This is a genomic window from Miniimonas sp. S16 (assembly GCF_057748195.1).
The window spans coordinates 280750-306967 of record NZ_CM173242.1 but is presented as its reverse complement, the minus strand read 5'-3'; the positions used below and the strand labels follow the sequence as shown (position 1 = coordinate 306967).

At 74.6% G+C, this 26218-nt stretch carries 19 protein-coding genes; 11 read left to right on the top strand and 8 right to left on the bottom strand.

The genetic code is table 11. The features are described 5' to 3' along the window. The first annotated feature begins 29 nt into the window (after positions 1-29). The 7 genes from AC3AQ1_RS01400 (at position 30) to AC3AQ1_RS01370 (ending at position 11680) form a co-directional block, all read left to right on the top strand. Positions 30-1091, top strand: a complete 1062-nt coding sequence (locus AC3AQ1_RS01400; RefSeq protein WP_108717520.1) for a LacI family DNA-binding transcriptional regulator — start codon at positions 30-32, stop codon at positions 1089-1091. After that, complete coding sequence (locus AC3AQ1_RS01395) at positions 1088-2485, top strand: class I SAM-dependent RNA methyltransferase (RefSeq protein ID WP_234417649.1); 1398 nt, start codon at positions 1088-1090, stop codon at positions 2483-2485. Before AC3AQ1_RS01400 ends, AC3AQ1_RS01395 begins: the two co-directional genes overlap by 4 nt. After that, positions 2482-4989 (top strand): HAD-IC family P-type ATPase, encoded by a 2508-nt coding sequence (locus AC3AQ1_RS01390; protein ID WP_108719890.1) that lies wholly within the window; start codon positions 2482-2484, stop codon positions 4987-4989. Before AC3AQ1_RS01395 ends, AC3AQ1_RS01390 begins: the two co-directional genes overlap by 4 nt. A 47-nt stretch (positions 4990-5036) precedes the next feature. Continuing rightward, complete coding sequence (gene acnA / locus AC3AQ1_RS01385; RefSeq protein ID WP_108717519.1) at positions 5037-7820, top strand: aconitate hydratase AcnA; 2784 nt, start codon at positions 5037-5039, stop codon at positions 7818-7820. Between the two features lie 129 nt (positions 7821-7949). Continuing rightward, complete coding sequence (locus AC3AQ1_RS01380; protein WP_108717518.1) at positions 7950-8534, top strand: mycothiol transferase; 585 nt, start codon at positions 7950-7952, stop codon at positions 8532-8534. A 254-nt stretch (positions 8535-8788) separates the two neighbouring features. Beyond that, positions 8789-9997: a serpin family protein gene (locus tag AC3AQ1_RS01375; RefSeq protein ID WP_159096329.1), complete on the top strand. Its 1209-nt coding sequence runs from the start codon at positions 8789-8791 to the stop codon at positions 9995-9997. Positions 9998-10039: 42 nt separating this feature from the next. Then, positions 10040-11680 (top strand): molybdopterin-dependent oxidoreductase, encoded by a 1641-nt coding sequence (locus tag AC3AQ1_RS01370; protein ID WP_108717516.1) that lies wholly within the window; start codon positions 10040-10042, stop codon positions 11678-11680. Positions 11681-11778: 98 nt separating this feature from the next. Here AC3AQ1_RS01370 and AC3AQ1_RS01365 read toward each other — a convergent pair whose 3' ends face one another. Continuing rightward, a complete protein-coding gene (locus AC3AQ1_RS01365; RefSeq protein ID WP_108717515.1) occupies positions 11779-12588 on the bottom strand; it encodes a class I SAM-dependent methyltransferase in 810 nt (269 codons plus the stop codon). A 23-nt stretch (positions 12589-12611) separates the two neighbouring features. After that, positions 12612-13601, bottom strand: a complete 990-nt coding sequence (locus AC3AQ1_RS01360) for a phosphotransferase (protein ID WP_234417648.1) — start codon at positions 13599-13601, stop codon at positions 12612-12614. A gap of 81 nt (positions 13602-13682) precedes the next feature. On the opposite strand from AC3AQ1_RS01360, the gene AC3AQ1_RS01355 reads away from it, so the two are divergent. Next, positions 13683-14354 carry a hypothetical protein gene (locus AC3AQ1_RS01355; protein WP_234417647.1) on the top strand — a complete coding sequence of 224 codons (672 nt, stop codon included), beginning with the start codon at positions 13683-13685 and terminating at the stop codon, positions 14352-14354. Between the two features lie 110 nt (positions 14355-14464). After that, positions 14465-14839 (top strand): glucoamylase family protein, encoded by a 375-nt coding sequence (locus AC3AQ1_RS01350; RefSeq protein ID WP_108717513.1) that lies wholly within the window; start codon positions 14465-14467, stop codon positions 14837-14839. A gap of 63 nt (positions 14840-14902) precedes the next feature. Here the strand turns inward: AC3AQ1_RS01350 and AC3AQ1_RS01345 are convergent, their stop codons facing one another. Next, on the bottom strand, positions 14903-15586 hold the full coding sequence (locus AC3AQ1_RS01345; RefSeq protein ID WP_313555457.1) for an NUDIX hydrolase: 684 nt from the start codon (positions 15584-15586) through the stop codon (positions 14903-14905). Next, entirely contained in the window at positions 15583-17034 is a 1452-nt protein-coding gene (locus AC3AQ1_RS01340) for a GuaB1 family IMP dehydrogenase-related protein (protein WP_108719888.1), read from the bottom strand. The genes AC3AQ1_RS01345 and AC3AQ1_RS01340 overlap by 4 nt, the downstream gene beginning before the upstream one ends. A 274-nt stretch (positions 17035-17308) precedes the next feature. Here AC3AQ1_RS01340 and pflB point away from each other — a divergent pair, with 274 nt between their 5' ends. Further along, complete coding sequence (gene pflB, locus AC3AQ1_RS01335) at positions 17309-19570, top strand: formate C-acetyltransferase (protein ID WP_108717511.1); 2262 nt, start codon at positions 17309-17311, stop codon at positions 19568-19570. Positions 19571-19653: 83 nt separating this feature from the next. Beyond that, complete coding sequence (gene pflA / locus AC3AQ1_RS01330) at positions 19654-20505, top strand: pyruvate formate-lyase-activating protein (protein WP_108717510.1); 852 nt, start codon at positions 19654-19656, stop codon at positions 20503-20505. A 147-nt stretch (positions 20506-20652) separates the two neighbouring features. Here the strand turns inward: pflA and AC3AQ1_RS01325 are convergent, their stop codons facing one another. The 4 genes from AC3AQ1_RS01325 to AC3AQ1_RS01310 form a co-directional block, all read right to left on the bottom strand. Then, positions 20653-22761, bottom strand: coding sequence for a 3-hydroxyacyl-CoA dehydrogenase NAD-binding domain-containing protein (locus AC3AQ1_RS01325; RefSeq protein WP_108717509.1), 2109 nt, complete (start codon positions 22759-22761; stop codon positions 20653-20655). After that, on the bottom strand, positions 22758-24050 hold the full coding sequence (locus AC3AQ1_RS01320; protein ID WP_199916500.1) for a thiolase family protein: 1293 nt from the start codon (positions 24048-24050) through the stop codon (positions 22758-22760). Before AC3AQ1_RS01320 ends, AC3AQ1_RS01325 begins: the two co-directional genes overlap by 4 nt. 131 nt (positions 24051-24181) lie before the next feature. Beyond that, a complete protein-coding gene (locus AC3AQ1_RS01315) occupies positions 24182-25573 on the bottom strand; it encodes an HRDC domain-containing protein (protein WP_370445313.1) in 1392 nt (463 codons plus the stop codon). Next, the gene (locus tag AC3AQ1_RS01310) at positions 25566-26150 is read right to left on the bottom strand and encodes a DUF3000 domain-containing protein (protein ID WP_108719885.1); all 585 of its coding nucleotides are present in this window, start codon (positions 26148-26150) and stop codon (positions 25566-25568) included. The genes AC3AQ1_RS01315 and AC3AQ1_RS01310 overlap by 8 nt, the downstream gene beginning before the upstream one ends. Between the last annotated feature and the right edge of the window lie 68 nt (positions 26151-26218).

The window sequence follows — 26218 nt, the reverse complement described above, 5'->3', positions numbered from 1 at the left end:
CGCGGCGGCGTGGCCGAGCGGATGGAAGGATGGCGGGTGCAGACCAGACCGAACCGGGGGTGGACGTGGCGTTCGAACGACAGGTCGTGACGCTGCGTGACGTCGCCGACGCAGCCGGGGTGTCCGTCTCGACCGCGAGCCGCGTGCTGGACGAACGGGGGCCCCGGTCGCGCTCGGCGAGCGCTGACCGGGTGCGCCGCGCCGCCGACGAGCTGGGCTACCGCCGCAACGCGATCGCGGCCGGCCTGCGCCGTGGTGCGACCGGGACGATCGGCATGCTGGTCCCGCGGCTGTCCGACACCGTGATGGCCGTCATGTACGAGGCGGTCGAGAGCGCCGCGCGAGCGCGCGGCTTCATGGCGGTCGTCGCGACGAGCGGTGACGACCCGCAGGACGAGGCGCGCGCCACCGAGACGCTGCTCGACCGCAACGTCGACGGCCTCGTGCTGGCGACGGCGCGCTTCGACGACTCCCTCCCCGAGTCGCTGCGCGAGCGCGGGATCCCGCACGTCCTCGTGCTGCGGACCGACGGCGTGAGCGCGTCCTCGCTCGGCGACGACGAGACGGGTGGCTACCTCGCGACGCGCCACCTGCTCGACCTCGGGCACGAGCGCGTCGCCGTCGTGGCAGGACCCGCGTTCACCTCGACCGCGCGATCGCGGCTGGCCGGGGCGAGGCGCGCCCTCACCGAGCGCGGCCTCGAGGCGCCCGCCGAGCTCGTCGGCCACGCGCCGACGTACGGCGTGGACGACGGCGTGCTCGCCGGCGAGCGACTGTTCGCCCTTCCCGCGGCAGAGCGACCGACGGCGGTGTTCGCCGCGAACGACAACCTCGCCATCGGGGTGATGTCGGCCGCGTACCGGGCCGGCCAGGTCCCGGGGCAGGACGTGGCGATCGTGGGCTACAACGACATCCCGTTCTCCCGCCGGATGCCGGTGCCGCTCTCCTCGGTCCTCGTCCCGTACGACCACATCGCCGCCACCGCGCTCGACCTGCTCGCCGAGCACGGCGAGCCGCGGATCGAACGCGCCATGCCGACCCTCATCCCACGGGCCTCCTCGGGGGCTCCCCTGCGCGGGGGGCGCTCGTGAGCCAGGACGGCCACGTGCTGCGCGGCGTCCGCACGGGCGCCCCGGCGCACGGCGGGCACGTCGTCGCCCGGCACGAGGGTCGCGTCGTCTTCGTGCGGCACGCCGCGCCGGGCGAGCTCGTGGACGTCCGGCTCACCGACGCCGGCGAGGGCGCGCGGTTCTGGCGCGGTGACGCGATCAGCGTCCACGAGCCCTCCCCGGACCGGGTGCCGCACGTGTGGCCGCCGGCCGGGCCGGGCGGCGTGGGCGGCGCCGAGCTCGGCCACCTCACGCTCGAGGCCCAGCGCCGCTGGAAGGCGACCGTCATCGCCGACACGCTGCGGCGCATCGGCCACCTCGAGGTGCCGGACGTGCCGGTGCACGCGGCGCCGGGCGAGGAGGCGCGCGGCGGGCTCGGCACGCGCACCCGCATCGAGCTCGTCGTCGACGCCGAGGGTCGCCCGGCGATGCACCGCCACCGCAGCCACGCGCTCGTGCCCGTGCCGGACATGCCGCTCGCCGTCGAGCAGATCCGCTCCTCCGGCGTGCTCGAGGAGTCCTGGCCGCCGGGCACCCGCCTCGACGTCGTCGCGGCGCACGACGGCCTGGCGGTCTACGTCGACGGCGAGCCCGCGCCCGGCCGACCGGGCGTGCGGGCCGGCGTCGTCGAGCGCGTGACGGTGACCGACCCCGCGGGCGCGAGCCGGGAGTACGAGTTCCGCGTCGCGGGCACGGGCTTCTGGCAGGTGCACCCCCAGGCGCCGAGCCTGCTGGCCGAGCGCGTGCTGACCGCGGCGGACCTGCGCGAGGGCGAGCACGTCCTCGAGCTCTACTCCGGCGCCGGCCTGCTCACGCTCCCGCTCGCGGACGCGGTGGGGGAGTCCGGCGTCGTGGTCGCCGTCGAGGGGGCCGGCGACGGCGCACGCTACGCCCGGCGCAACGCGCGCGCCCACCCGTGGGTGCGGCTCGTCGAGGGCGACGTCGACCACCTGCTCGCGCAGGCCGCCGACGGCCACGCGCCCCGAGGTCGAGGCGAGGGCGGCGGCCGCGGCGCGCGGGGCCGCTCGGGGCGCGGCGGCCGGACGAGGGCCGACGCGCAGACCCGGGCGCCCGGGACGCGCGGCCTGCTCGCTGACGTGCGACCCGACGTCGTGGTGCTCGACCCGCCCCGGGTCGGCGCCGGTCGCGGCGTGGTCGACGCCCTGACCGCGCTGCGCCCGCGGCGCATCGTCTACGTAGCGTGCGACCCCGCCGCGCTGGCGCGGGACGCGGCCCGCGCCGTCGCCCGCGGCTACGTGCTGAGCGACCTGCAGGCCTACGACCTCTTCCCGCACACCCACCACGTCGAGGCGATCGCGGTGCTCGACGCGCCCGGGGACCTCCGCCTCGCCGCGGAGCAGGGGTGGCCGGCGTGACGACGGCGACCCTCGTCGGGCTCACCGAGGCCGAGGTCGCGCAGCGGGTCGCCGCGGGTCAGGTCAACCGCGCCGACGACGCCACGTCGCGCAGCCTCGCGGACATCCTCCGGGCGAACACCCTCACCCTGTTCAACGCCATGCTCGGCACGGCGTTCGTGCTCGTCCTCCTCACCGGCCGCTGGCAGGACGCGCTGTTCGGCCTCGTGCTGGTCGTCAACACGCTCGTGGGCGTCGTCACCGAGTACCGCGCGAAGCGCACCCTCGACCAGCTCGCGGTGCTCGACGCACCCACCGCGCGGGCGCTGCGCGACGGGCAGGTGCGGGAGGTCGCCGTCGGGCACGTCGTGCTCGACGACGTGCTCGAGATCGCCGCGGGCGACCAGGTCCCGGTGGACGCGGAGGTCCTGCAGACCCGTGGGCTCGAGCTCGACGAGTCCCTGCTCACCGGCGAGTCCCGTCCGGTGCGCCGCGGCACGGGCGAGGAGGTGCTCTCGGGCTCGTCCGTGGTCGCCGGGGCCGCGACCGTGCGTGCCGTCCGGGTCGGTGCCGACTCCTACGCGCAGAAGGTGACGGCCGCCGCCAAGCGCTACTCCCTCGCCTCCTCCGAGCTGCAGGCGGGGGTGCGCCGCGTGCTGCGCGTCGTCTCGTGGATCATCGTGCCGATGGCCGTGCTGCTCGGGCTCAGCCAGCTGCGCGCGCTCGGCGGATGGGACGCGGCGCTCGCGAACGGGACGTGGCGCGACGCGGTCGTGCAGTCCGTGGCCGGGGTCGTCGGGATGATCCCCGACGGCCTGGTGCTGCTCGTGTCGCTCAACTTCGCCCTCGCCGCCGTGCTGCTCGCGCGGCGAGGCGTCCTCGTCCAGGAGCTGCCCGCGGTCGAGGTGCTGGCCCGGGTCGACGTGCTCTGCCTGGACAAGACCGGCACGATCACGGACGGCGCCGTCGCGTGCGAGGCGCTCCTCGTGCTCGACGCCGACGGCGAGCCCACCTCCGCGCAGCCGGACCGCCGGGTGCTCGCGGTGCTCGCCGCGATCGGCGCGCAGCCGGGGGCGAACGCGACCGCCGCGGCCCTGGCCGAGCACGTGCGGTCCAGGGCGGGCACCGCGCCGGGTGCGGCGAGCGGGGCGAGCACGACCGGATCCGCGATCGTGCCCGCCGCCGTGGGCGCCTCGGTCCCGTTCTCCTCGGCGCGCAAGTGGTCCGCGCTCGACGCCGACGGCGAGGCCTGGGTCCTCGGGGCGCCCGAGGTCGTGCTCGCGGGCCGGGAGGACGCCCTGGCCCGCGCAACGCTCGCGGCCGCCCGCGAGCGGGCGGGTGCGGGTGCGCGGGTCGTGCTGCTGTCCCGCGCCCCCGAGGGCCTGCCGGACGTCGACGAGGCGATGCCCGCCGTCGTGCCCGCCGCGCTCGCGGTGCTCGCCGAGCGCGTCCGGGGCGACGCGTCGGCGACGCTGGGCTACTTCCGCGAGCAGGACGTCGCGCTGCACGTCATCTCCGGCGACAACGCCGACACGGTCGGCGCCATCGCGACGAAGGTCGAGCTGCTCGGGCCGGGGGTCGACGTGCCGGGCACGGACGCCCGCACGCTGCCCGACGACGTGGCCGCCCTCGGCGACGCGCTGCAGGACGCGCCCGTGCTCGGGCGGGTCACGCCCGAGCAGAAGGTCGGCATCGTCGAGGCGCTGCAGGCGCAGGGCCGCACGGTCGCGATGACCGGCGACGGCGTGAACGACGCGCTCGCGATCAAGACGGCTGACCTCGGCATCGCGATGGGCGAGGGCGCGCGCGCCACCAAGGCCGTGTCCCGGATCGTGCTGCTCGACGGCCGGTTCGCCACCCTGCCCGGCGTCCTGGCGCAGGGCCGGCGGGTCATCGCCAACATGGAGCGGGTGGCGACGTTCTTCCTCGTCAAGACCGCCTACTCGACCGTGCTCGCCGTCGTGACGGTGCTCGCGACCCTCGCCGTGCCGATCGGCTACCCCTTCCTGCCGCGCCACCTCACGCTGGTCTCCGCGCTCACGATCGGCATCCCCGGGTTCCTGCTCTCGCTGCCGCCCTCGCAGGAGCGGTACGTGCCGGGCTTCCTGCGCCGGGTGCTCTCGTTCGCGCTGCCGGCCGGCCTGCTCGTCGCCGTCGCCGCGATGGGCGTGTACCTGGCCACCCGCGACCCCGCGCACGACGGCGAGACGACGGCCCGCACGCTGGCGACCCTCAGCGCGACGGGACTCGGGCTCGTCATCGTCGTGGCCTACCAGGGCCGGTTCGCGTGGTGGAAGGCCGCGATGGTCGCGGTGCTCGCCGCGGCCGGCGTCGGCGCGCCGTACGTGCCGCTCGCACGGGACTTCTTCCTGCTCGAGGTGCCGACGGCGGCCGACTGGCTGCTCGTGCTCGCCGTCGTGGCCGTCGGCGGAGCCCTGCTGGTGCTGCTGCGGCGGGTGGTGCAGGCGCGGGACGGCGGGCATGCTGGGCGAGCCGGTTCGCCGTCGGTGGGCCCGACGACGTAAGATATCTTGACGTCAAGATAGTTTTTGCGCGAGCGCGAGGAGACCCCATGAGCACACCTGACAGCTTCGGAGCCAGAGGGACCCTCGAGGTCGCGGGCGCCAGCTACGAGATCTACCGCCTCTCGGCGGTCGAGGGGACGGCACGGCTGCCGTTCAGCCTCAAGGTCCTCGCCGAGAACCTGCTGCGCACCGAGGACGGCGCGAACATCACCGCCGACCACATCCGCGCCATCGCGGCGTGGGACCCGGACGCCCAGCCCGACACCGAGATCCAGTTCACGCCTGCGCGCGTGATCATGCAGGACTTCACCGGCGTCCCGTGCGTCGTCGACCTCGCCACGATGCGCGAGGCCGTCGCCGAGCTCGGCGGCGACCCCAAGCGGATCAACCCCCTCGCGCCCGCCGAGATGGTCATCGACCACTCGGTGCAGATCGACGTCGCCGGCCGCCGCGACGCGTTCGAGCGCAACGTGGAGCTGGAGTACGAGCGCAACCACGAGCGCTACCAGTTCCTGCGCTGGGGCCAGACGGCGTTCGACGACTTCAAGGTCGTCCCGCCGGGGACCGGCATCGTGCACCAGGTCAACATCGAGTACCTCGCGCGCGTCGTGATGACGCGCGAGGTGGACGTCGACGGCGAGCGCGTGCTGCGCGCCTACCCCGACACCTGCGTCGGCACCGACTCGCACACCACGATGGTGAACGGCCTCGGCGTGCTCGGCTGGGGCGTCGGCGGCATCGAGGCCGAGGCCGCGATGCTCGGTCAGCCGGTCTCGATGCTCATCCCGCGCGTGGTCGGCTTCAAGCTCTCCGGCACGATCCCGGCGGGCGTCACCGCGACCGACGTCGTCCTCACGATCACCGAGATGCTGCGCCAGCATGGCGTCGTCGGCAAGTTCGTCGAGTTCTACGGCGCGGGCGTGGCGGCGGTCCCGCTCGCCAACCGCGCCACGATCGGCAACATGAGCCCCGAGTTCGGCTCGACCGCGGCGATCTTCCCGATCGACTCGGTCACCGTGGACTACCTGCGCCTGACCGGGCGCAGCGAGGAGCAGCTCGCGCTCGTCGAGGCGTACGCCAAGGAGCAGGGCATGTGGCTCGACCCGAGCGCGGAGGGCTACGCCGAGCCGCAGTTCTCGGAGTACCTCGAGCTCGACCTGTCCACCGTGGTCCCCTCGATCGCCGGGCCGAAGCGCCCGCAGGACCGCATCGAGCTGTCCCACGCCAAGACCCAGTTCGGCCGCGACCTGCCGACGTACGCGCCCGACGTCGTCAACGTCATCGACCAGGCCGAGCTCGAGTCCTTCCCGGCCTCGGACTCCCCGGCGATCGGCGAGCGCGTGCGCCGCACCGTCTCGGTGACCGACTCCGAGGGTCGCCAGTACGAGCTGTTCCACGGCGCCGTGGCGATCGCGTCGATCACGTCGTGCACGAACACCTCCAACCCGTCGGTCATGCTCGCGGCCGCGCTGCTCGCGAAGAACGCCGTCGAGAAGGGCCTCGTCGCCAAGCCGTGGGTCAAGACGTCGATGGCGCCCGGCTCGCAGGTCGTGACGAACTACTACGAGAAGGCGGGGCTGTGGCCCTACCTGGAGAAGCTCGGCTTCCACCTCGTGGGCTACGGCTGCGCGACCTGCATCGGCAACTCCGGCCCGCTGGACCCGGCCGTCTCCGAGGTCGTCAACCACGAGGACCTCGCGGTGGTCTCGGTGCTCTCGGGCAACCGCAACTTCGAGGGCCGGATCAATCCGGACGTCAAGATGAACTACCTGGCGTCCCCGCCGCTCGTCATCGCGTACGCCCTGGCCGGCACGATGGACTTCGACTTCGAGCACGAGCCCCTGGGCCGCGACGAGGCCGGGCAGCCGGTCTTCCTGCGCGACATCTGGCCGGCGCCCGAGGAGGTCCAGGCCACGATCGACGCCTCGATCGACCGCCAGATGTTCACCGAGGACTACGCCGACGTCTTCACGGGTGACGAGCGCTGGCGCGGGCTGGACACCCCCGCAGGCGACACGTTCGCGTGGGACCAGCAGTCGACCTACGTGCGCAAGCCCCCGTACTTCGAGGGCATGCCGGCCCAGCCCGAGCCGGTCACCGACATCACGGGCGCGCGTGTGCTCGCCAAGCTCGGTGACTCCGTGACCACCGACCACATCAGCCCTGCGGGGTCGATCAAGGTGGACAGCCCGGCCGGGCGCTACCTCGCCGAGCACGGCGTGGACCGCAAGGACTTCAACTCCTACGGCTCGCGCCGCGGCAACCACGAGGTGATGATCCGCGGCACGTTCGCGAACATCCGGCTGCGCAACCAGCTCCTCGCCGACCGCTTCGACGGCAAGGGCGTCGAGGGCGGCTTCACCGTCAACTTCCTGACCGGTGAGGACACCACGATCTACGACGCCTCGGTCGCCTACGCCGAGGCCGGCGTCCCGCTCGTGGTGCTCGGCGGCAAGGAGTACGGCTCGGGCTCCTCGCGCGACTGGGCCGCGAAGGGCACCCGCCTGCTCGGCGTGCGCGCCGTCATCACGGAGAGCTTCGAGCGCATCCACCGGTCCAACCTCATCGGCATGGGCGTCGTCCCGCTGCAGTTCCCGGCGGGCGAGAGCGCGAGCTCGCTCGGCCTCGACGGCACGGAGACGTTCGACATCGCCGGCATCACGCAGCTCAACGAGGGCGTGACCCCGCGCACGCTCGCCGTCACCGCGACCAAGCCGAGCGGCGAGGTGATCTCGTTCGACGCCGTCGTGCGCATCGACACCCCGGGTGAGGCGGACTACTACCGCAACGGCGGCATCCTGCAGTACGTGCTGCGCTCGCTCGTGGCCTGACGCCCGGCGTGTGACACCCGCGCCTGACACCCCGGCGCTGCGGGCCACCCGCGTGCCCGACGGCGGCCCTCACCTTCGCGGTGAGGGCCGCCGTCGTGCGTGTCGCACCCCGCTGGCACACTCGGCGCCATGACCACGACGTCCACGGTGCAGGACCACCTCGTCGACCGCGTGCAGCGCGAGCTCAGCAGCCTCGTCGACAAGACCGAGGGGCTCAGCGAGTACGACGCGCGGCGGCCGCTCGTGGGCAGCGGGACCAGCCTGCTCGGGCTGCTGCAGCACACGAGCGCCGTGGTGCTCGGCTACGTGACCGAGTGCTTCGGGCGCGAGGCGGGGATCGAGCTGCCCTTCTTCGGGCCCGACGCCGAGGAGGGCGCGGACATGTGGGTGTCGCCCGACGTCGAGCGGTCGTGGGTGGTCGGTCTCGCCCACCACACGATCGAGCAGGTGGGGCGCTCGAGCGAGGCGCTCACGCTGGACTCACCCGGACGGGTGCCCTGGTGGGGCGAGCGCGGTGCGGTGACGTTCGGCGAGATCCTCGCGCACGTCCTCGTCGAGGTCTCGCGGCACGCGGGGCAGGCCGACATCCTGCGCGAGGAGCTCGACGGCGCGCTCGGCTCCCGCCGCGACGACCCGAACGTGCCGGCGTGGAGCGCGCAGCAGTGGGCGGCCTACCGACAGCGGCTGGAGGAGATCGCGGCGCGCTTTCGCTGAGCACCGTCGAGCCGGCGGTGCAAGCACGGACCGCCGGCGGACACATCACGGTCATGGAGGGTCCCGCTCGTCCCGCTGATCCCACTGCCTCCGCTCGCGCTGCTCGCCGTGCGCGTCCGGTCCGGCCCTGCCGTCCAGATCGCACGGCGCCCGGCGAGCGTCCTCGCGGCCGGTCGCTCGCCGTCGTCGGTGCGGCCGTCGTGTCGGCGACGCTCGTCGCGGGGTGCGCTGCGCCAGAGGGTGCGACCGAACCCTTGCGCAGCGAGGTCGCGAACCAGCCCGTCTCGCTCGACGAGGCGTCCGCGCTCGACGGCGTGCTCGCCGCCAACGACGCCCTCGGCGCCGCGATGCTCTCCTCGAGCGACGCGACCAACGCCGTCGCGAGTCCGTTCGGCGCCTACGTCGCGCTCTCGATGCTCGCGGAGGGCGCGCGCGGCGACACGGCGGCGGCGTTCGAGGCGGCCCTCGGCGCGGCCGGTGCCGACCGCACGGCGAGCGTCTCGGCGCTGCGGGAGGCGCTGCTGGCCTACGACGGCGACCCCACGCTCGCCGCGGCCGACCAGCTGCCCGCCGCCCCGCTGCTCCACCTGGCCGACCGTGTCGTGCTCGACGACGAGCTCGACGTCGAGCCGGACTTCCTCGCCGCGCTGGCGCGCGGGTACGACGCGGGTGTCGACACGACCGACCTGGGCGTCGACGCGGCCAAGGCCGTGCTCGACGAGTGGGTGAACCGTGAGACGGGCGGCCTCGTACGGTCGTCGGCGATCACGCCCCACCCCGACCTGCGCGTCGTCCTGCAGGACGCGATCGTGCTGGCTGCCCGCTGGCGCGTCCCGTTCGAGCCGAGCGACACCGCGCCGGCCGCGTTCGCCACCGGCACCGACATGGTCGACGTCGACACGCTGCACGGGACTGCGGAGGCGGACTGGACGGCGCACGACGTCGACGGCTGGACCAGCGTGCGGCTGCCCTACGTCGAGGGCTTCGTCGCCGACCTCGTCCTGCCGCCGGCCGGGACCGACCCGGCCGACGTCTCGCTCGACGTGCTCGGCGGGCTGCGCACGGGGGCGGAGGCGACCGACCTGGCGCAGGGCCGGCCGATCGGCGTCGCGGTGCCCGTGCTCGACCTCGAGCCGGGCCCGCTCGACCTCCTTCTCGCGCTGGACGCCGTCGGGCTCGGGGAGCTGTCCCGTCTGTCCGACCTGCCCGACCTGGGAGGCATCACCACGACGGAGAATCTCGTTCTCGCCCAGGCGGCCCAGCAGGCGCGTCTGACATTGGACGAGGGCGGAACCGTCGCCGCTGCCGTCACCGAGCTCGCGGCCGACTCGACCGCCGCGCAGGTCCGGCCGGAGGACGCGTTCGTCGTGACGTTCGACCGGCCGTTCCTCCTGCGGGTCGCGGACGCGGAGACCGGGCTCACGCTGTTCCTCGCCGCGGTGCGCGACCCGAGTGCGGGGTAGCGCGCGTCAAGCGCTGTCGCACCCTGGTGCGAGGATGCGGGCATGACCCGGCCGGCGATCCCCGCGACAGGCTCCGGTGCGTCGCCGCCCGGGTGGTGGCCGGTGCTCGGTGGCGTGGTCGCAGGCGCCGCAGCCCTCGTGGCGGGCGAGCTCGTGGCCACCGTGCTCGTGCCGGCGGGGGCGCCGGTCGCCGCGGTCGGGGGAGCGGTCATCGACGCGCTGCCGGCCTCGCTCGTGAACTGGGGCAAGGAGACGCTCGGCACCGCCGACAAGCCCGTGCTGCTCGGCATCGTCGTGCTCGTGGTGCTCGCGCTCGCGGGCTGGGCCGGCGCGAGCGAGGTCCGTCGCGACGGCGCCGGGTCGCTCGTGCTCGCGGGCCTCGCGACCGTGGCGGGCGTTGCGGCCGCGGTGCGGGCCGAGTCGCTGGTGGCGGCGCTGCCCGCCGCCGTCGCGGGCGTGGCTGGCGTCGTGCTGCTACGGGCGTTGACGCGGCGGCTGCGCGCGGGTGGCGCCGGGGCGCGTGCACCTGCTCCCCGGCCGGGCGCCGAGGCCGTATCCGATGTACCCGGTCTTCCGATCGCGCCCGTGGTGCCCGCATCCGGTTCCGGTCCCGCCGGGGCCGCCCGCCGATCATTCCTCGTCTGGACCTCGGCGACGGCGGCGCTCACGGTGATCGGCGCCGTCGCCCTGCGCGCCTGGGGTGCCGCGGCGAGCGTGGTCGAGCAGACCCGCGCGCTGCTCACGCTGCCGGCCCCGGCGACGACCGAGTCGGTGCCGGCGGGAGCCGAGCTCGGCGTCGACGGCCTGTCGTCCTACCACACGCCCAACGCGACCTTCTATCGCATCGACACCGCGCTGCGGGTCCCGGTGGTGGACGCGGACACGTGGACCCTGCGCATCACGGGTCTCGTGGAGCAGGAGGTGACGGTGACGTTCGCGGAGCTGCTCGCCATGCCGCTCGTCGAGCACGCCGCGACCCTGGCGTGCGTGTCGAACCCCGTGGGCGGCGACCTCGTGGGGAACGCGACGTGGCTCGGGCTCCCGATCCGCGAGCTGCTCGCGCGCGCGGGCCCGCTGCCCGGTGCGGACATGGTCCTGTCGACGAGCGAGGACGGCTGGACGGCCGGGACGCCGCTCGAGGCGCTCACCGATCCCGACCGCGAGGCGCTGCTCGCCGTCGGGATGAACGGGGAGCCGCTCCCGGTGGAGCACGGCTTCCCCGTCCGGATGGTCGTGCCGGGCCTGTACGGCTACGTGTCGGCGACGAAGTGGGTGCGCGAGCTGCGGGTCACCACGTTCGCCGACGACCAGGGCTACTGGACGCCGCTCGGCTGGGCGGCGCTCGGGCCGGTGAAGACCGCGTCGAGGATCGACGTGCCCAAGCGAGGCAGCGACGTCGCGGCAGGCCCGGTCGTCGTCGCGGGTGTCGCGTGGGACCAGCACACCGGGATCGCGCGCGTGGAGGTCGGGATCGACGGCGAGTGGCGGGATGCCGAGCTGGCCGAGGTCACGGGGCCCGACACCTGGCGGCAGTGGCGGCTTGACTGGGTGGCGACGTCGGGTCGACACGAGATCGCGGTCCGCGCGACGAACTCCGACGGCGAGACCCAGACCTCGGACATCGCCTCGCCCGCGCCGGACGGTGCGACCGGGTGGCACACCGTGGTGCTCGGGGTCTCCTGAGGGGTCCGGGCGGTCCGGGCGACGGTCAGGCTGCTCGTCAGGCCGACGGTCGGGCTGCTCGTTCTCGTGGCCTGCGGCTAGTTTCCTCGGCTGCCCGGTCAGGCGGGCGGCACGCCGTCCGTCGGCTCCTCGGACACGTGGGCCCGGAACGCCGTCGTGACGTACGGCAGCTCCACGGTGTCCGCGCCGGACGCCGTGCGGGTCTCCGTGTCGAACCCCGGGGCGGCGCGGAACACCTCGTCGAGGAGGTCGGCCAGCCCACGCTCGATCCGGGCGCGCTCCTCGTCGCCGGCCGTGATGAGGTAGCTGCGCGACCGCGCCATGGCCAGGAGATCCGCACGTGTCACGGTCTGCGTCCAGCGCCACTCGGCGCGGTCCAGCCGCGACGACAGCGGGGGAGCGACCGGAGGAGCGCCGGCCGCGACCATCTGCTCGGCTCGGCTGCCGTGCATGATCTCAGTCAGCCTGCGCACCCACGGTTCCGACTCGTCGCGGACGTTCCAGATCAGCCCGAGCACGCCGCCGGGGCGCAGGACACGGGCAACCTCGCGGCTCGCGGCCCCGGGCTCGACCCAGTGCCACGCCTGTCCCATCACCACGGCGTCCACGGATCCGTCCGGCAGCGGGAGCGCCTCGGCGGTGCCGCGGAAGGTCGGGACGCCCGGCACCTGCTCGCGCAGCACCGCCAGCATCGCCGGATCGGGGTCGACGGCGACCACCTCGGCACCCGTCGCGACGATCCCGCGGGTGAGCTTGCCGGTCCCGGCGCCGACGTCGGCCACGCGCAGCGGGGGAGCGTCCGGCGACGGGTCGCCGAGCAACCACGCGACGGCGGGCTCCGGGTAGGTCGGGCGGCCGGCCTCGTAGGTCGCGGCTGCTGCTCCGAAGGACGTCGCACGCTCGGTCACGCCAGCACCCTACGCCGCGCGCCTCACGGCTCGACGGGGTCGTCGCCGGCGTCGGACGCGTGCACGAGCTCGTCGAGCGCGGCACGCGCCCACGGTCCGTTCGTCGGATCCTCGGGCGCGTCGACGAGCACGCCCGTCGCCATCGCGACCGCCCACGCCCCCGCGCGCCGCCAGCGGCCGGGATCGGGGCGGTCGGTGCCCGGGCCGCCGGGGCGACGCGCCTCGTAGGCCGCGGCGAACGCGGCGCGACCGGATGCGTCGAACGCGAGCCACGCCGTCGCGAGGTCGCACGCGGGGTCGCCCGCGCTGTGGTCGCCGAAGTCGAGGAGCGCGGCGAGCGCGTCCCCGCGTGCGCCGTCGTCCGCCCCGGGCGTCACCACGAGGTTGGCGGGGTGCGGGTCCCCGTGCACCCACGCCGGTGCGTGCGCCCACGCGGGGGCCGCCACGCCGGCCCGCCACCGGGCCTCGGCGAGGTCGAGATCCTCGAGCGGGACGGCGCCCGCCCCGGCGCGCGCGCGGTCGAAGCGGGCCGTCACGGCGGCGACGCGCGTCGCGAGGGGCACCGCCCGCACCGGGTTGTGCGGTGCGTCGGGCGGAGCGGTGGTGTGCAGGGCGGCGAGCGCGTCGGCGAGGTCGACCGCCCAGGCCGAGGCTCGCCGTCGGGGCCGATCGGCGGAGCGCGCACCGCTCACCCAGCGCGTGACGGTCCACGGCCAGGGGTAGCGCGGCGACGGCGCACCGACCCGCACCGGGACCGGCACCACCACCGGGAGACGGGGCGCGAGGGCGGGCAGCCACCGCTGCTCGTGCTCGATGAGCGGCACGCCCTGGGCGCGCCGGGGCAGCCGAACGCAGAGGTCGTCCCCGACCCGGACGAGCACGTTGTCCCAGCCCTCGGCGACGACGTGGCGCGGCAGGCCGGCGAGGTCGGGGTGCTGCTCCGCGAGCAGGTGGCCCACGAGGTCGGCGTCGATCGGGTGGTCCAGGGGCAGGTCGCGGGGCGGGACGGGCACCGGGCCATCGTGCCCGACGGGCCCACGGCCCCGCGCGAGAGTGACGGCGCGCGTTCGAGCTCGTGGTGGCACGCTGGGCCGGTGACAGCAGCAGCGGGGAGCGACGGCGCAGCGAGCGCGTCGGCACTCGACCCGACCCGGGTGTGGCGCTACGACGGCGAGATCCTCGGAGTGGGGTCGGCGAGCGGGACGCGCCTCGTGGTCGGGCTGTGGCGGCGCAGCCCGTTCGGGACGTTCGCGGACGTCATGGTCGAGGACCCGGGCGGCCGGCGCACGCTCCTCGCGCCCTCCCGAGAGATCGCCGACGAGGTCGCGCGCCTGTACCGGTTCGACCAGGTCCGCCTCGGACCCGTGCGCGTGCAGGGCAGCGCTGCGTCCGACGCGCATCCCGGTCTCCTCGTCGTCAGCGCCCCGGGTCTGCGCCTGACCGTCACGCTCGGCGGTCGCGACGGGCTCGGCAGGGTGTTGTCGCTCCTGCCGCGCGGCCTGGCGGCCTCGACGTCGTGGGCACGCGTCGTCGACGCACCCGCCCGGCTGCTCGCGCCCGGCGTGCGCACCGCGGGGCTGACCCGCGACGGGCGGCGCGCCACCTACGGGGCGTGGGACCGCCGTCGGGCGATCGCGGTCGAGGGGACCTGGTCCGGCGAGGACCTCGGCGTGCTCGCTCCCGTCGACCCGCCGGTGCGGTTCGGGTTTGGGTCGTCGCCGAGGGCGCCCGGGCTGACCCGCGTGGTGACGACCGTGCGGCCCTGACGCGCGGGTCGCGGCGAGCGCTGGGTCCTGGTCATGCTTCCGCGGCGAGCGCTGCGTTGCGTCACCGGAGGGCGCTGTGGTGACCGCAGGTCAGCGTTCGGTGGCGGGCCGTGACCGCAGGTCGTGCGCCGGCCCCGCACTGCGACGGCACGGTGCCGCCCGCGTCGCTCGTGGGGGCCCTGCCGTTCGCGCCGGACGCGGCGGCCGAGGCGCTGCACCGGCTCGAGCGCGACCACCCCGGCGCGTGGGACGAGCGGTACGGCTGGTGCGACGGCGTGAACCTCGGGGCGGGCGACGCCGCACCCGGGTCCGAGGGCACCGTCGCGAGGACCTGGTACGCGCCCGCGCGGTTCGGGCTCAACAAGGGGGTCTCGGCGCTGCTCGGCGCGGCCGCGCTCGGCAGCACCGTGGTGTGGGACGCGTACGCGGCGCACCCGTGGGTCGCCCGGGGACTCGACGTGCTCGGCCTCGAGCTCGCGCGCTGAGCCCGTGCCCGGAACTTGCCCGCCGAGCTCGCTCGGCGACCCGGCTCGTTCGTACCTGCTAGCTCAGTGCCCCGGCAGCGCGATCTCGCGCTCGCGGTCCCACGGCACCGTCCAGCCGAGGGAGTCCAGCAGCGCGTCGAGCACGAAGGCCGTGAAGCCCCAGACGACGTGACCGGCGACGGCGAACGCGGGGCTGCGGTGCAGCACCGTGCCGCGCCGGCCGGGCACCGGTCGGCGCAGCACGACGGTGCCGCGGTGCGCGGGGTCGAGCAGGTCGGCGACGCCGGCCCGGAACGCCTCGACGGTCTCGACGCCGTCCACGCGCAGCGCCGACGGCGCGTCCCACCACGCGAGGACGGGCGTCACCACGTTGCCGCTCACCGCGACCGGGACGTCCGGCAGCGCCCCGAGCACGGTGACGCCGGCCGGGTCCAGCCCGGTCTCCTCCTGCGCCTCCCGCACCGCCGCCGCGGCGGCGGACTCGCCGTCGTCGATCCCGCCCCCGGGGAAGGCGACCTGTCCGGGGTGGTGGCGCAGGGTGTCCGAGCGCCGGGTGAGGAGGAGGTCGACGTCGGCGTGGACGGGGTCGGCGACGTCGGACTCCTCGAGGAGGCCGAACAGCAGCAGCACGGCGGACCGGCGTACGGGGCCGGTGACGGGGGAGCGGTCCAGCGGCGTAGTCCAGGGACCGCCGCGGCTCGCGAGCGCCGTCAGGTCGGCGCGCGCCCCGTCCGCGTCAGGCGTCACCACGACGAGGGCAGCGGGCGGCCCTCCTCGTACCCCGCGGCGGACTGGCGACCCACCACGGCCCGCTCGTGGAACTCGGCCAGCGTGCGCGCGCCGGCGTAGGTGCAGGCCGAGCGCAGGCCCGAGATGATCGAGTCGAGCAGGTCCTCCACGCCCGGGCGCTCGGGCTCGAGGTACATCTTCGAGGAGGAGATGCCCTCCTCGTAGAGGGCCTTGCGCGCGCGGTCGAACGCGGAGTCGTTGCGGGTGCGCGCGGCGACCGCGCGGGCCGAGGCCATCCCGAAGCTCTCCTTGTACAGCCGCCCCGAGCCGTCGGTGCGCAGGTCGCCGGGCGACTCGTGGGTGCCCGCGAACCAGGAGCCGATCATCACCTGGGACGCACCCGCGGCGAGCGCGAGGGCGACGTCGCGCGGGTGGCGCACCCCGCCGTCGGCCCAGACGTGGGCGCCCAGCTCGCGTGCGCGGGCGGCGCACTCGAGGACGGCGGAGAACTGGGGCCGGCCGACGCCGGTCATCATGCGCGTGGTGCACATCGCACCGGGGCCCACCCCGACCTTGACGATGTCGGCGCCGGCGGCGACGAGGTCGCTCACGCCGTCGGCCGTGACGACGTTGCCGGCGACCACGCGCACGTCGGTGTCGACCGAGCGCACCGCGCGCAGCGCCTGCAGCATCTTCTCCTGGTGGCCGTGCGCGGTGTCGACGACGAGCAGGTCGACGCCCGCGGCGAGCAGGGCGGCCGCGTTGCCCGCGACGTCGCCGTTGATGCCGATGGCCGCGGCGACCCGGAACCGCCCGTCGGCGTCGAGCGCGGGGGAGTAGATGGACGAGCGCAGCGCGCCCGTCTGCGTGAGCACCCCGACGAGGGTGCCGTCCGCGCGCACGACCGGGGCGACGCGCCGTCGGGCTCGGTGCAGCTCGTCGAACGCGCGCGCACCCGCGTCCGCGCCGGTCAGCGTGGACTCCTCGATCACGGTGGGCGTGGCGGCCATCACCTCGCCGACCATCGTGAACTGGTCCACGCCGGCGCAGTCGGCGGGGGTGAGCACGCCCACGGGTCGTCCCTCGCGCAGTACGACGGCCATCCCGTGGCTGCGCTTGGCCATGAGCGCGACGGCGTCGTGGACGGTGTCCTCGGGCGTGACGTGCACCGCGGTCTCGACGACCGGGTGGCGGCGCTTGAGCCACGCCGTCGTGCTCGCGACGACGTCGGTGGGGACGTCCTGCGGCAGCACGGCGAGTCCGCCGCGGCGGGCGAGGGTCTCCGACATCCGCCGACCGCTCACGGCGGTCATGTTGGCCGCGACGATCGGCAGCGTCGTGCCGGATCCGTCACCGGGCGTCAGGTCGACGTCGAACCGGCTCGCGACGTCGCTGCGCGAGGGGACGAGGAACACGTCCCCGTAGGTGAGGTCCTCGTGGGCGTCCTGGCCGGGGAGAAGGCGCATGACCACCAGCGTAGGCGTCCGTCCCGGGCGCTCCCTCGACGGCGTGTCGGGCGCGGCGCGCCGCGACGGGAGGGCCGGTCCCGGCCGGGGAGGGCGAGCTCCTACCAGGCCGTACCCGTGCGTAGTAGCGTCGGGCCGTGAGGGGCATCACAGCAGGTGAGGCGCCTCACAGGAGGGTCGGGACCAGAGTCCCTGACGCTCGACCGGCGCGGTTCGTAAAGTCGAGGTCAAGGCCCGATCGGGTCGCTTCCGTACCACCAGGAGGAACGAGAACATGACCACCACTGCTCCGGCGGGTGTCGAGGTCGACGCCTGGGCCGGGTTCGTCCCCGGGCCGTGGACCGAGTCCGTGGACGTGCGTGACTTCATCCAGCGCAACTACACCCCCTACACCGGGGACGCCTCGTTCCTCGCCGGGCCCACGGAGAAGACTCTCCGGACGTGGGACACCCTGGCGAAGGACTACCTCGCCGTCGAGCGTGAGCGTCGCGTGTACGACGTGGACACCCACACCCCCGCCGACATCGACGCGTTCCCGGCCGGCTACATCAGCGCCGACGACGACGTGATCGTGGGCCTGCAGACCGACGTCCCGCTCAAGCGCGCCATGATGCCGAACGGCGGCTGGCGCATGGTCGAGACCGCGATCCAGGAGGCCGGCAAGGAGGTCGACCCGCGCGTCAAGGAGATCTTCACCAAGTACCGCAAGACGCACAACGAGGGCGTCTTCGACGTCTACACCCCGCGCATCCGCGCCGCCCGGTCCTCGCACATCATCACGGGTCTGCCGGACGCCTACGGCCGCGGCCGCATCATCGGCGACTACCGCCGCGTGGCGCTCTACGGCGTCGACCGCCTCATCGCCGAGAAGAAGAAGGACAAGGACTCGGTCGTCGGCCAGCCCTTCTCCGAGAGCTGGGCGCGGTTCCGCGAGGAGCACAGCGAGCAGATCAAGGCGCTGCTCAAGCTCAAGAAGCTCGGCGAGCAGTACGGCTTCGACCTCGGTCGGCCCGCACGCACCGCGATCGAGGCCGTGCAGTGGACCTATCTCGGCTACCTCGCCTCGGTGAAGAGCCAGGACGGCGCCGCGATGAGCATCGGCCGCCTCTCGCCGTTCTTCGACGCGTACTTCGAGCGTGACCTCGCCGCCGGCACCCTCACGGAGGAGCAGGCGCAGGAGATCATCGACGCGCTCGTCATCAAGCTGCGCATCGTGCGGTTCCTGCGCACGATCGACTACGACCAGATCTTCTCGGGCGACCCGTACTGGGCGACCTGGTCCGACGCCGGCATGAGCGAGGACGGCCGCACGCAGGTCACCAAGACCTCGTTCCGCCTCCTGCAGACGCTGCGCAACCTGGGCCCCGCGCCCGAGCCGAACATCACGATCTTCTGGAGCGACGAGCTGCCCGAGGGCTACAAGGAGTTCTGCGCCGCGATCTCGATCGAGACCAGTGCGATCCAGTACGAGTCGGACAACGAGATCCGTGACCACTGGGGCGACGACGCGGCCATCGCGTGCTGCGTCTCGCCGATGCGCGTGGGCAAGCAGATGCAGTTCTTCGGCGCGCGGGTGAACGCCGCCAAGGCGCTGCTCTACGCCGTCAACGGCGGCCGGGACGAGATGTCCGGCAGGCAGATCGTCACCGGCTACGAGCCGATCCAGGGCGACGGTCCGCTGCAGTTCGACGAGGTGTGGGCGAAGTACGACGCGATGCTGGACTGGGTCACGCAGACCTACGTCGAGGCGCTCAACATCATCCACTACAGCCACGACAAGTACGCCTACGAGTCGATCGAGATGGCGCTGCACGACGACGAGATCGTCCGGACCCTCGGCTGCGGCATCGCCGGCCTGTCGATCGTCGCGGACAGCCTCTCGGCCATCAAGTACGCGACCGTGACGCCCGTGCGGGACGAGACCGGCCTCGTGGTCGACTACCTCACCGAGGGCGAGTTCCCCGTCTACGGCAACGACGACGACCGCGCCGACGAGATCGCGCAGCTCGTGGTCAAGACCGTGATGGACAAGATCCGCGCGCTGCCCACGTACCGCGACGCGGTGCCCACGCAGTCCGTCCTCACGATCACGTCGAACGTGGTCTACGGCAAGGCGACCGGGTCGTTCCCGTCCGGCCACCGCGCCGGTCAGCCGTTCGCACCGGGCGCCAACCCGGAGAACGGCATGGACACGCACGGCATGATCGCGAGCATGATGTCGGTCGGCAAGCTCGACTACGACGACGCCCTCGACGGCATCTCGCTCACCAACACGATCACGCCGTCCGCCCTCGGCCGGACCAAGGACGAGCAGGTCACCAACCTCGTCGGCATCCTCGACGCCGGCATGGGCGAGGGCCTCTTCCACGCCAACATCAACGTGCTCAACAAGGACACGCTGGTGGACGCCATGGCGAACCCGGAGAACTACCCGCAGCTCACGGTGCGCGTGTCCGGCTACGCCGTCAACTTCGTCAAGCTGACCCGCGAGCAGCAGATGGACGTGCTCCAGCGCACGTTCCACGAGTCCGTCTGACGCGATCAGTCACGAGCCGAACGGGCGCCGGGCTGCCGACCAGGCAGCCGGGCGCCCGTTCGGCACGACAAGGAGGTGTCGCGATGACCGCGACCACCGGAACCACCACGACGACGAGCACGACGGCGGGCGCCCCGACCATGCTCGGCGGCCTCTCCACGGTGATGGACGCCGACCGCCGCGAGCTGCTCGCCGGCATGCGCACGGGCGAGATCGGCATGGTCCACTCGTGGGAGCTCGTCACGGCCGTGGACGGGCCGGGCACCCGGATGACCACGTTCTTCTCGGGCTGCCCGCTGCGCTGCCTGTACTGCCACAACCCCGACACGCTGCAGATGCGCGGCGGCAAGCCGGTGCGCGCCGACGACCTGCTCGGTCGGATCAAGCGCTACCGCAACGTGTTCAAGGCGACCAGGGGCGGCATCACGCTGTCCGGCGGCGAGGTGCTCATGCAGCCCGCGTTCGCGGCCCGCATCCTGCGCGGCGCCAAGGCCATGGGCATCCACACCGCGCTGGACACCTCCGGGTTCCTCGGCGCGAACGCCAGCGACGAGCTGCTCGCCGACGTCGACCTCGTCCTGCTCGACGTGAAGTCCGGCCTGCCGGACACCTACAAGCGCACCACGGGCCGGGAGCTCGCGCCCACCCTCACGTTCGGTCGGCGGCTCTCGGCGCTCGGCATCGAGACCTGGATCCGCTTCGTGCTGGTCCCGGGCCTCACGGACGCCGACGAGAACATCGCCCCGATCGTGGAGTACGCCGCGTCGCTGGAGTCCGTGAGCCGGGTCGAGGTGCTGCCCTTCCACCAGATGGGCCGCGCGAAGTGGGAGGAGATCGGGATGCGCTACGAGCTGGGCGACACCAAGCCGCCCACGATCGAGCGCACCGAGCAGGTCCGCGACATGTTCCGCGCCGCCGGGCTCACCACCTACTGAGCCCAGCCCAGCCCAGCGCAGCGCGGCCCAGCCCGGCCCAGCCGTGCACGACGGCGATCCTTCCCGTGCACGACGGCGAGCTGCGCCGTCCGCGGTCGTCGCGCCCGGGCGAGGCTCGCCGTCAGGCTCGCCGTCGTGACTCCACGATCACTCCGGGAGCGACGCCACGCCGTCGGGCAGCAGCCGCCGACCCAGCACGCGCTCGGAGTACCCCGTGCGGTCCAGGTACGGCGTGATCCCGCCGAGGTGGAACGGCCAGCCGGCGCCGAGGATCATCGCGGTGTCGATCTGCGACGGCGTGGTCACGACGCCCTCGTCCAGCATCCGGCCGATCTCCGTCGTCAGGGCGACGAGCACGTCGTCGAGCACGCCCGCCTCGTCGAGCGGCTGCTGCGGCGTGGCGGGGTCGCGCGCGGCGTCGAAGGCCGCCTGCACGTCCGGGAGCGGGCGGCGCGGAAGGCCCGGCGCGGGCGGCGGACCCACCACGGGGACGCCGTCGGCCACGATCCGCTCGAGGCCCGGCGAGCGCGGGAACGCGTCGCCGAGCTCCTCGCGCAGCGAAGTCAGCACGTGCAGCCCGACGGCAGGCCCGACCAGGTCGAACAGCTGGAACGGCGGCATCGGCAGACCGAGCACGTCGCACGCCCGGTCCGCGACCTCGACCGGCGTCCCGCGCTCGACGGCGCCCACGATGCGACCCAGGAGCAGCACGAGCAGCCGGTTGACGATGAAGCCGGGCCGGTCGGCCGACCCGACCGCGTTCTTGCCCAGCGCCTTCGTCACCGCGTACGCCGTCGCCAGCGCGGGCTCGTCGGTGCGCTCCGCGCGGATCACCTCCACCAGCGGCATGGCGGCGACGGGGTTGAAGAAGTGCAGCCCCACGACGCGCTCGGGGTGGTCCAGGTCGGCTGCCATCGCGGTGACCGACAGCGCCGAGGTGTTGGTGGCGAGCACGGCGTCAGGCCCGACGATCGGCTCGAGCTCGGCGAACACGCGCTTCTTGAGGTCGAGCCGCTCGGTCACGGCCTCGATCACGAGGTCGCAGCCCGCGAGGTCGGCCAGGTTCGTGGTCGCCGTGACGGAGCCGAGCACGCGCGCGGCCCGCGCCGTGGTGAGCCGGCCACGGTGCACCGCCTTGTCGACCTCGGCCCGCACGTGCGCGAGGCCCGCGGCGCAGCGCTCGGAGTCGAGGTCGCGCATCACCACGGGCACCTTGAGCCGACGCGCGACGAGCAGGGCGATCTGCGCGGCCATGAGCCCCGCGCCCACCACGCCGACCCGGCGCACGGGCCGGGCCAGCTCGGCCGGCGGCGCCCCGACGGGCCGCTTGGCGCCGGTGACGAGGCCGAACGCGTAGACGCTCGCGCGCATCTCGTGCGTCATCACGAGGTCGGCGAGCGCCTCGTCCTCGAGCGCGTACGCCTCGTCCAGGCCGAGGTCACGGGTCTGCTCGACGAGCGCCAGGGCGCGGTGCGGTGCGGGCCGGGAGGTGCCCACGACGGCGTCCAGGCGCGTGCGCGCCGCGTCCACGACTGCGCGGAAGGTCTCCTCGGGCTCGGGCGCGCGACGAGCCACCACGGTGTCGCCGCGCACCACCGACGCCGCCCACGCGACGGAGCGGGCGAGGAAGTCGGCCGGGTCGAGCATGACGTCGACGACCCCGAGCAGGTCCGCCTCGTGCGCGCTGAGCGGCTTCGTGGCGGCGGCCCGGGTGAGGATGACGTCCAGCGCGGCCTCGACGCCGATCAGCCGCGGCAGCAGGGTCGCCCCGCCCCAGCCCGGCACGAGGCCGAGGGAGGTCTCGGGCAGCCCGAGGGCGCGCACCGAGCCGGCGACCGTGCGGTAGTCGCACGCCAGCGCCAGCTCGAGCCCGCCGCCGAGCGCGACGCCGTTGACGAACGCGAACGTCGGCACGCCGAGCTCGCGCAGGAGCCGGTACGCGGCGTGCCCGCCGCGGCCGAGCGCGAGGGCCTGGTCCCGGGACGTGACCTCGGTGACCCGCTTGAGGTCGGCGCCCGCCGCGAACACGTAGGGCTTGCCGGTCACGGCGAGGGCCGCGATCTCCCCGCGGGCTACGCGCTCGCGCTGCGCGAGGAGGACCTGCTCGAGCTCGGCGACGGTCTCGGGGCTGAGCGTCGTCGGTCGCGTGTGGTCGGCCCCGTTGTCGAGCGTGAGCAGTGCCAGCGTTCCGCCGCCGCGCAGGGCGTCCGCGGTGGGCAGGTCGACGTCGCGGACCAGGACACCGGTCGTGCTCACAGCTGGACCTCCGGGGTGGTGGGCGTCGTACCCGCGGACGCGAGGTGCTCGCCCGAGGTGGGCTCGCCGTCGTACGCGGGGTGGTGCGGGTTCTCCCAGACGACCGTCGCGCCCTGGCCGAGGCCGACGCACATCGTGGTGAGGCCGTACCGGATGCTGGGGTCGTCCTCGAAGCGACGGGCGAGCTGGATGGCGAGTCGCACGCCGCTCGCGGCGAGCGGGTGGCCGACCGCGATCGCGCCGCCGTCGGGGTTGACGCGCGGGTCCGCGTCGTCGAGGCCGAAGGCGTCGAGGAAGGCGAGCACCTGGACGGCGAAGGCCTCGTTGACCTCGATCGCGCCGATGTCGTCGACGCCCAGGCCCGCGAGCTCGAGGGCGCGGCGGGTCGCGGGGACGGGACCCAGGCCCATGACGGCGGGGTCGACGCCCGCGTAGGCGAAGGACACCAGGCGGGCCCTGGCGGCGAGCCCGAGCTCGGCGGCGACGTCCTGCGCGGCCAACAGGCACGCCGTCGCGCCGTCGGTGAGCGGCGAGGAGGTCGCCGCGGTGACGCGTCCGCCGGGCCGGAACGGGGTCGGCAGGTCGCGCACGCCCTCGAGGGTGGTGCCCGGCCGGGGCGGCTCGTCCGCGGTCGCGAGCGTCCAGGCGCCCTGGTCGCGGATCCCGACGGCGACGAGGTCGCGGTCGATCCGGCCCGCGGCGAGGGCGGCGGCGTAGCGCTCCTGGCTGGTGACCCCGTACCGGTCCGCACGCTCGCGGGTGAGGCGAGCGTCGCCGTCGTGCAGGTTCTCGGCCGTGGCGCCCATGACGAGCGCGTCGGAGTCGACGATCCCCTCGGCGACGAACCGCGGGTTGGGGTCGGCGCCGCCGCCGAGCGGGTGCCGGCCCATGTGCTCGACCCCGCCCGCGATCGCGACGTCCACGGCGCCGACGGCGATCTGGGCCGCGACCTGCGTGGTCGCGGTGAGCGCTCCGGCGCACATGCGGTCGACGGCGTAGCCAGGCACCTCCTGCGGCAGGCCCGCGAGCATGGCCACGGTCCGGCCGAGCGTGAGGCCCTGGTCGCCCTGCTGGGTGGTCGCCGCGATCGCGACCTCGCCCACGCGCTCGGGGGGCAGGTTCGGGTTGCGGTGCAGGAGCTCGCGCACGCAGGCGACGGCGAGGTCGTCGGCGCGTGTGCCGGCGTACAGGCCGTCGTCGCGGGCGCGACCGAACGGGGTGCGCACGCCGTCGACGAGGACGACGCGTCGGCCGAGCAGGCCGCGGCGCGTAGGGGGAGAGCTGGTCACGGTGACCTCCGGGAGGGCCGCGCAGGCGGCGGGACGACGGTGTCGAGGACGACGTTACCTGATACCGCGGGTACCGGTAAACGGGCGCCGTCGCCGCCGGTCGTCATACCCCGTCGGACGAGGTCGGCCCGTCAGACGGGGTCAGTGGCCCGCTGCTCGCCGTCGGGGTCGGCCACCGAGGCAGGGTCCCGCAGCGCCGCCGCGAGCCCGGCCGCGCAGACCTCGGCCTGCCAGGGCCGCGCGCCGTGCGTGGTGAGCCAGGTCGCCACGACGCCCGTCGTGATCGCGTCGCGCGGCGTCACCTCGCCGGCCTCCCAGGCGAGCCGGCGCTGCAGGTCGGGCGTGAGCAGGTTCTCCTGCGGCGTGCCGACCTCCTCGGCGATCTCGCGCATCCGCGCCCGCACCGCCCGCAGCCGCTCGGCCGCCTCGGGGTAGCGGTCGCGCCACGCGCGGTAGGAGGGCACGTCGGCCGCGGGGCCGCGCCGCGAGGGCAGCTCGTTCTCGGGCAGCGCGAGCGCACGCGCGACGGCGGACCACCAGATCCCCAGGCGCCGCCGCGTCCCCTTGCCGGAGAACTCGGGCAGCGCGCCGAGCGCGTCGGCCGAGCGCGGCAGGGCCGTGGCGGCCGCGACGATGGCGCGGTCGGGCAGGACTCGACCGGGGGAGATGTCGCGGTCGCGCGCCACGTCGTCGCGCTGCTGCCACAGCTCCCGCACGACGGCGAGCCGGCGCACGTCCCGCACCGACGTCAACCCGGACGTGCGTCGCCAGGGCTCCACGCGGGGCGGGGGCGGCGACGCGAGCCGGACGGCCTCGAACTCCTGGCGGGCCCACTCGAGCTTGCCCTGGCGCACGAGGTCGGCCTCGAGCGCCTCGCGCAGCTCCACGAGCACCTCGACGTCGAGCGCCGCGTAGCGCAGCCACGACTCGGGCAGGGGGCGGGTGGACCAGTCGGCCGCGGAGTGCTCCTTGGCGAGCGAGAGGCCGAGCTCGGCCTCGACCATGGCGGCGAGCCCGACGCGATCACGGCCGAGGAGGCGGCCGGCGAGCTCGGTGTCGAACAGGAGGTCGGGCACGAAGCCGACCTCGGCGAGGCAGGCGAGGTCCTGGGAGGCGGCGTGCAGCACCCACTCGACGCCCGCCGTCGCGCGCGTGAGCGAGGACAGGTCCGGCAGCTCGACGGGGTCGATGAGCGCCGTGCCGGCGCCCTCGCGGCGCACCTGCACGAGGTAGGCGCGCTGGCCGTAGCGGAAGCCCGAGGCCCGCTCGGCGTCGACGGCGACCGGGCCCGTGCCGGCCGCGAGCGCGGCCGCGTACGCCGCGAGCTCCGCCTCGGTCACGAGGACGTCGGGCACGCCGTCGCGCGGTTCGGTCAGCGGCGTGACCGGGCGGACTGCCGGCTCGGTCGGGGCGGTGCCCGGGGAGCTGGTGGTGCCCGTGGCGTCAGCGCTGTCGGTGCTGCCCGTGCTGCCAGTGCTGCCCGTGGTGTCGGCGGTGGTCACCGCGCCTGCCGGCTCAGCCACGGTTCCTGCGGATGCCTAGGGCGGTCACGTTCTCGGGCAGGGGCGGCAGGCCGCCGGCCCACGCGGTGGCCGCGACCCACGCGCGCAGGTGCGGACCGAGGTCGGAGCAGGCGGGGGTCCACGAGGCTCGCATCTCGATCTCGACCTCGTGGCCACGCACCTCGAGCCCGCCGAACGTCTCCGAGAGCACGCGGGTCACGGTGCCCGAGAGCGAGTGGTACTCGGCGCGCGCGTCCGTGAGCGAGTCGGTCAGCCAGCTCCACGCGGCCTCGCCGAGCATCGGGTCGGCGCCCATCTCCTCCTCCAGCCGCGCACGGGCGAGCACGACGACGCGGAAGGTCCCGTGCCAGGCGTCCTGGCCCTCCGGGTCGTGCAGCACGACGAACCGCCCGTTGGCGAGCATGTCCTCGGCGTCGGTGGTGGGGTTGATCTCGGCCGTCATCGCCAGCGCCCAGGGCGCGATCCGGGTCGGCGGGGGCACCTCCTCGAGGTGCACCTCGGGTCGGAACGCGTGTCCGCGCAGGCTGAGCAGCGCCGCCTCGAAGTCGGGCGGCAGCGTCGGTGCATCCGTGGCCACGCTCACACGCTAGGCGGGTGCGCCACCGGCGCGGTCTAGGCTCGCCGTCGTGCCGCTCACAACCCCGC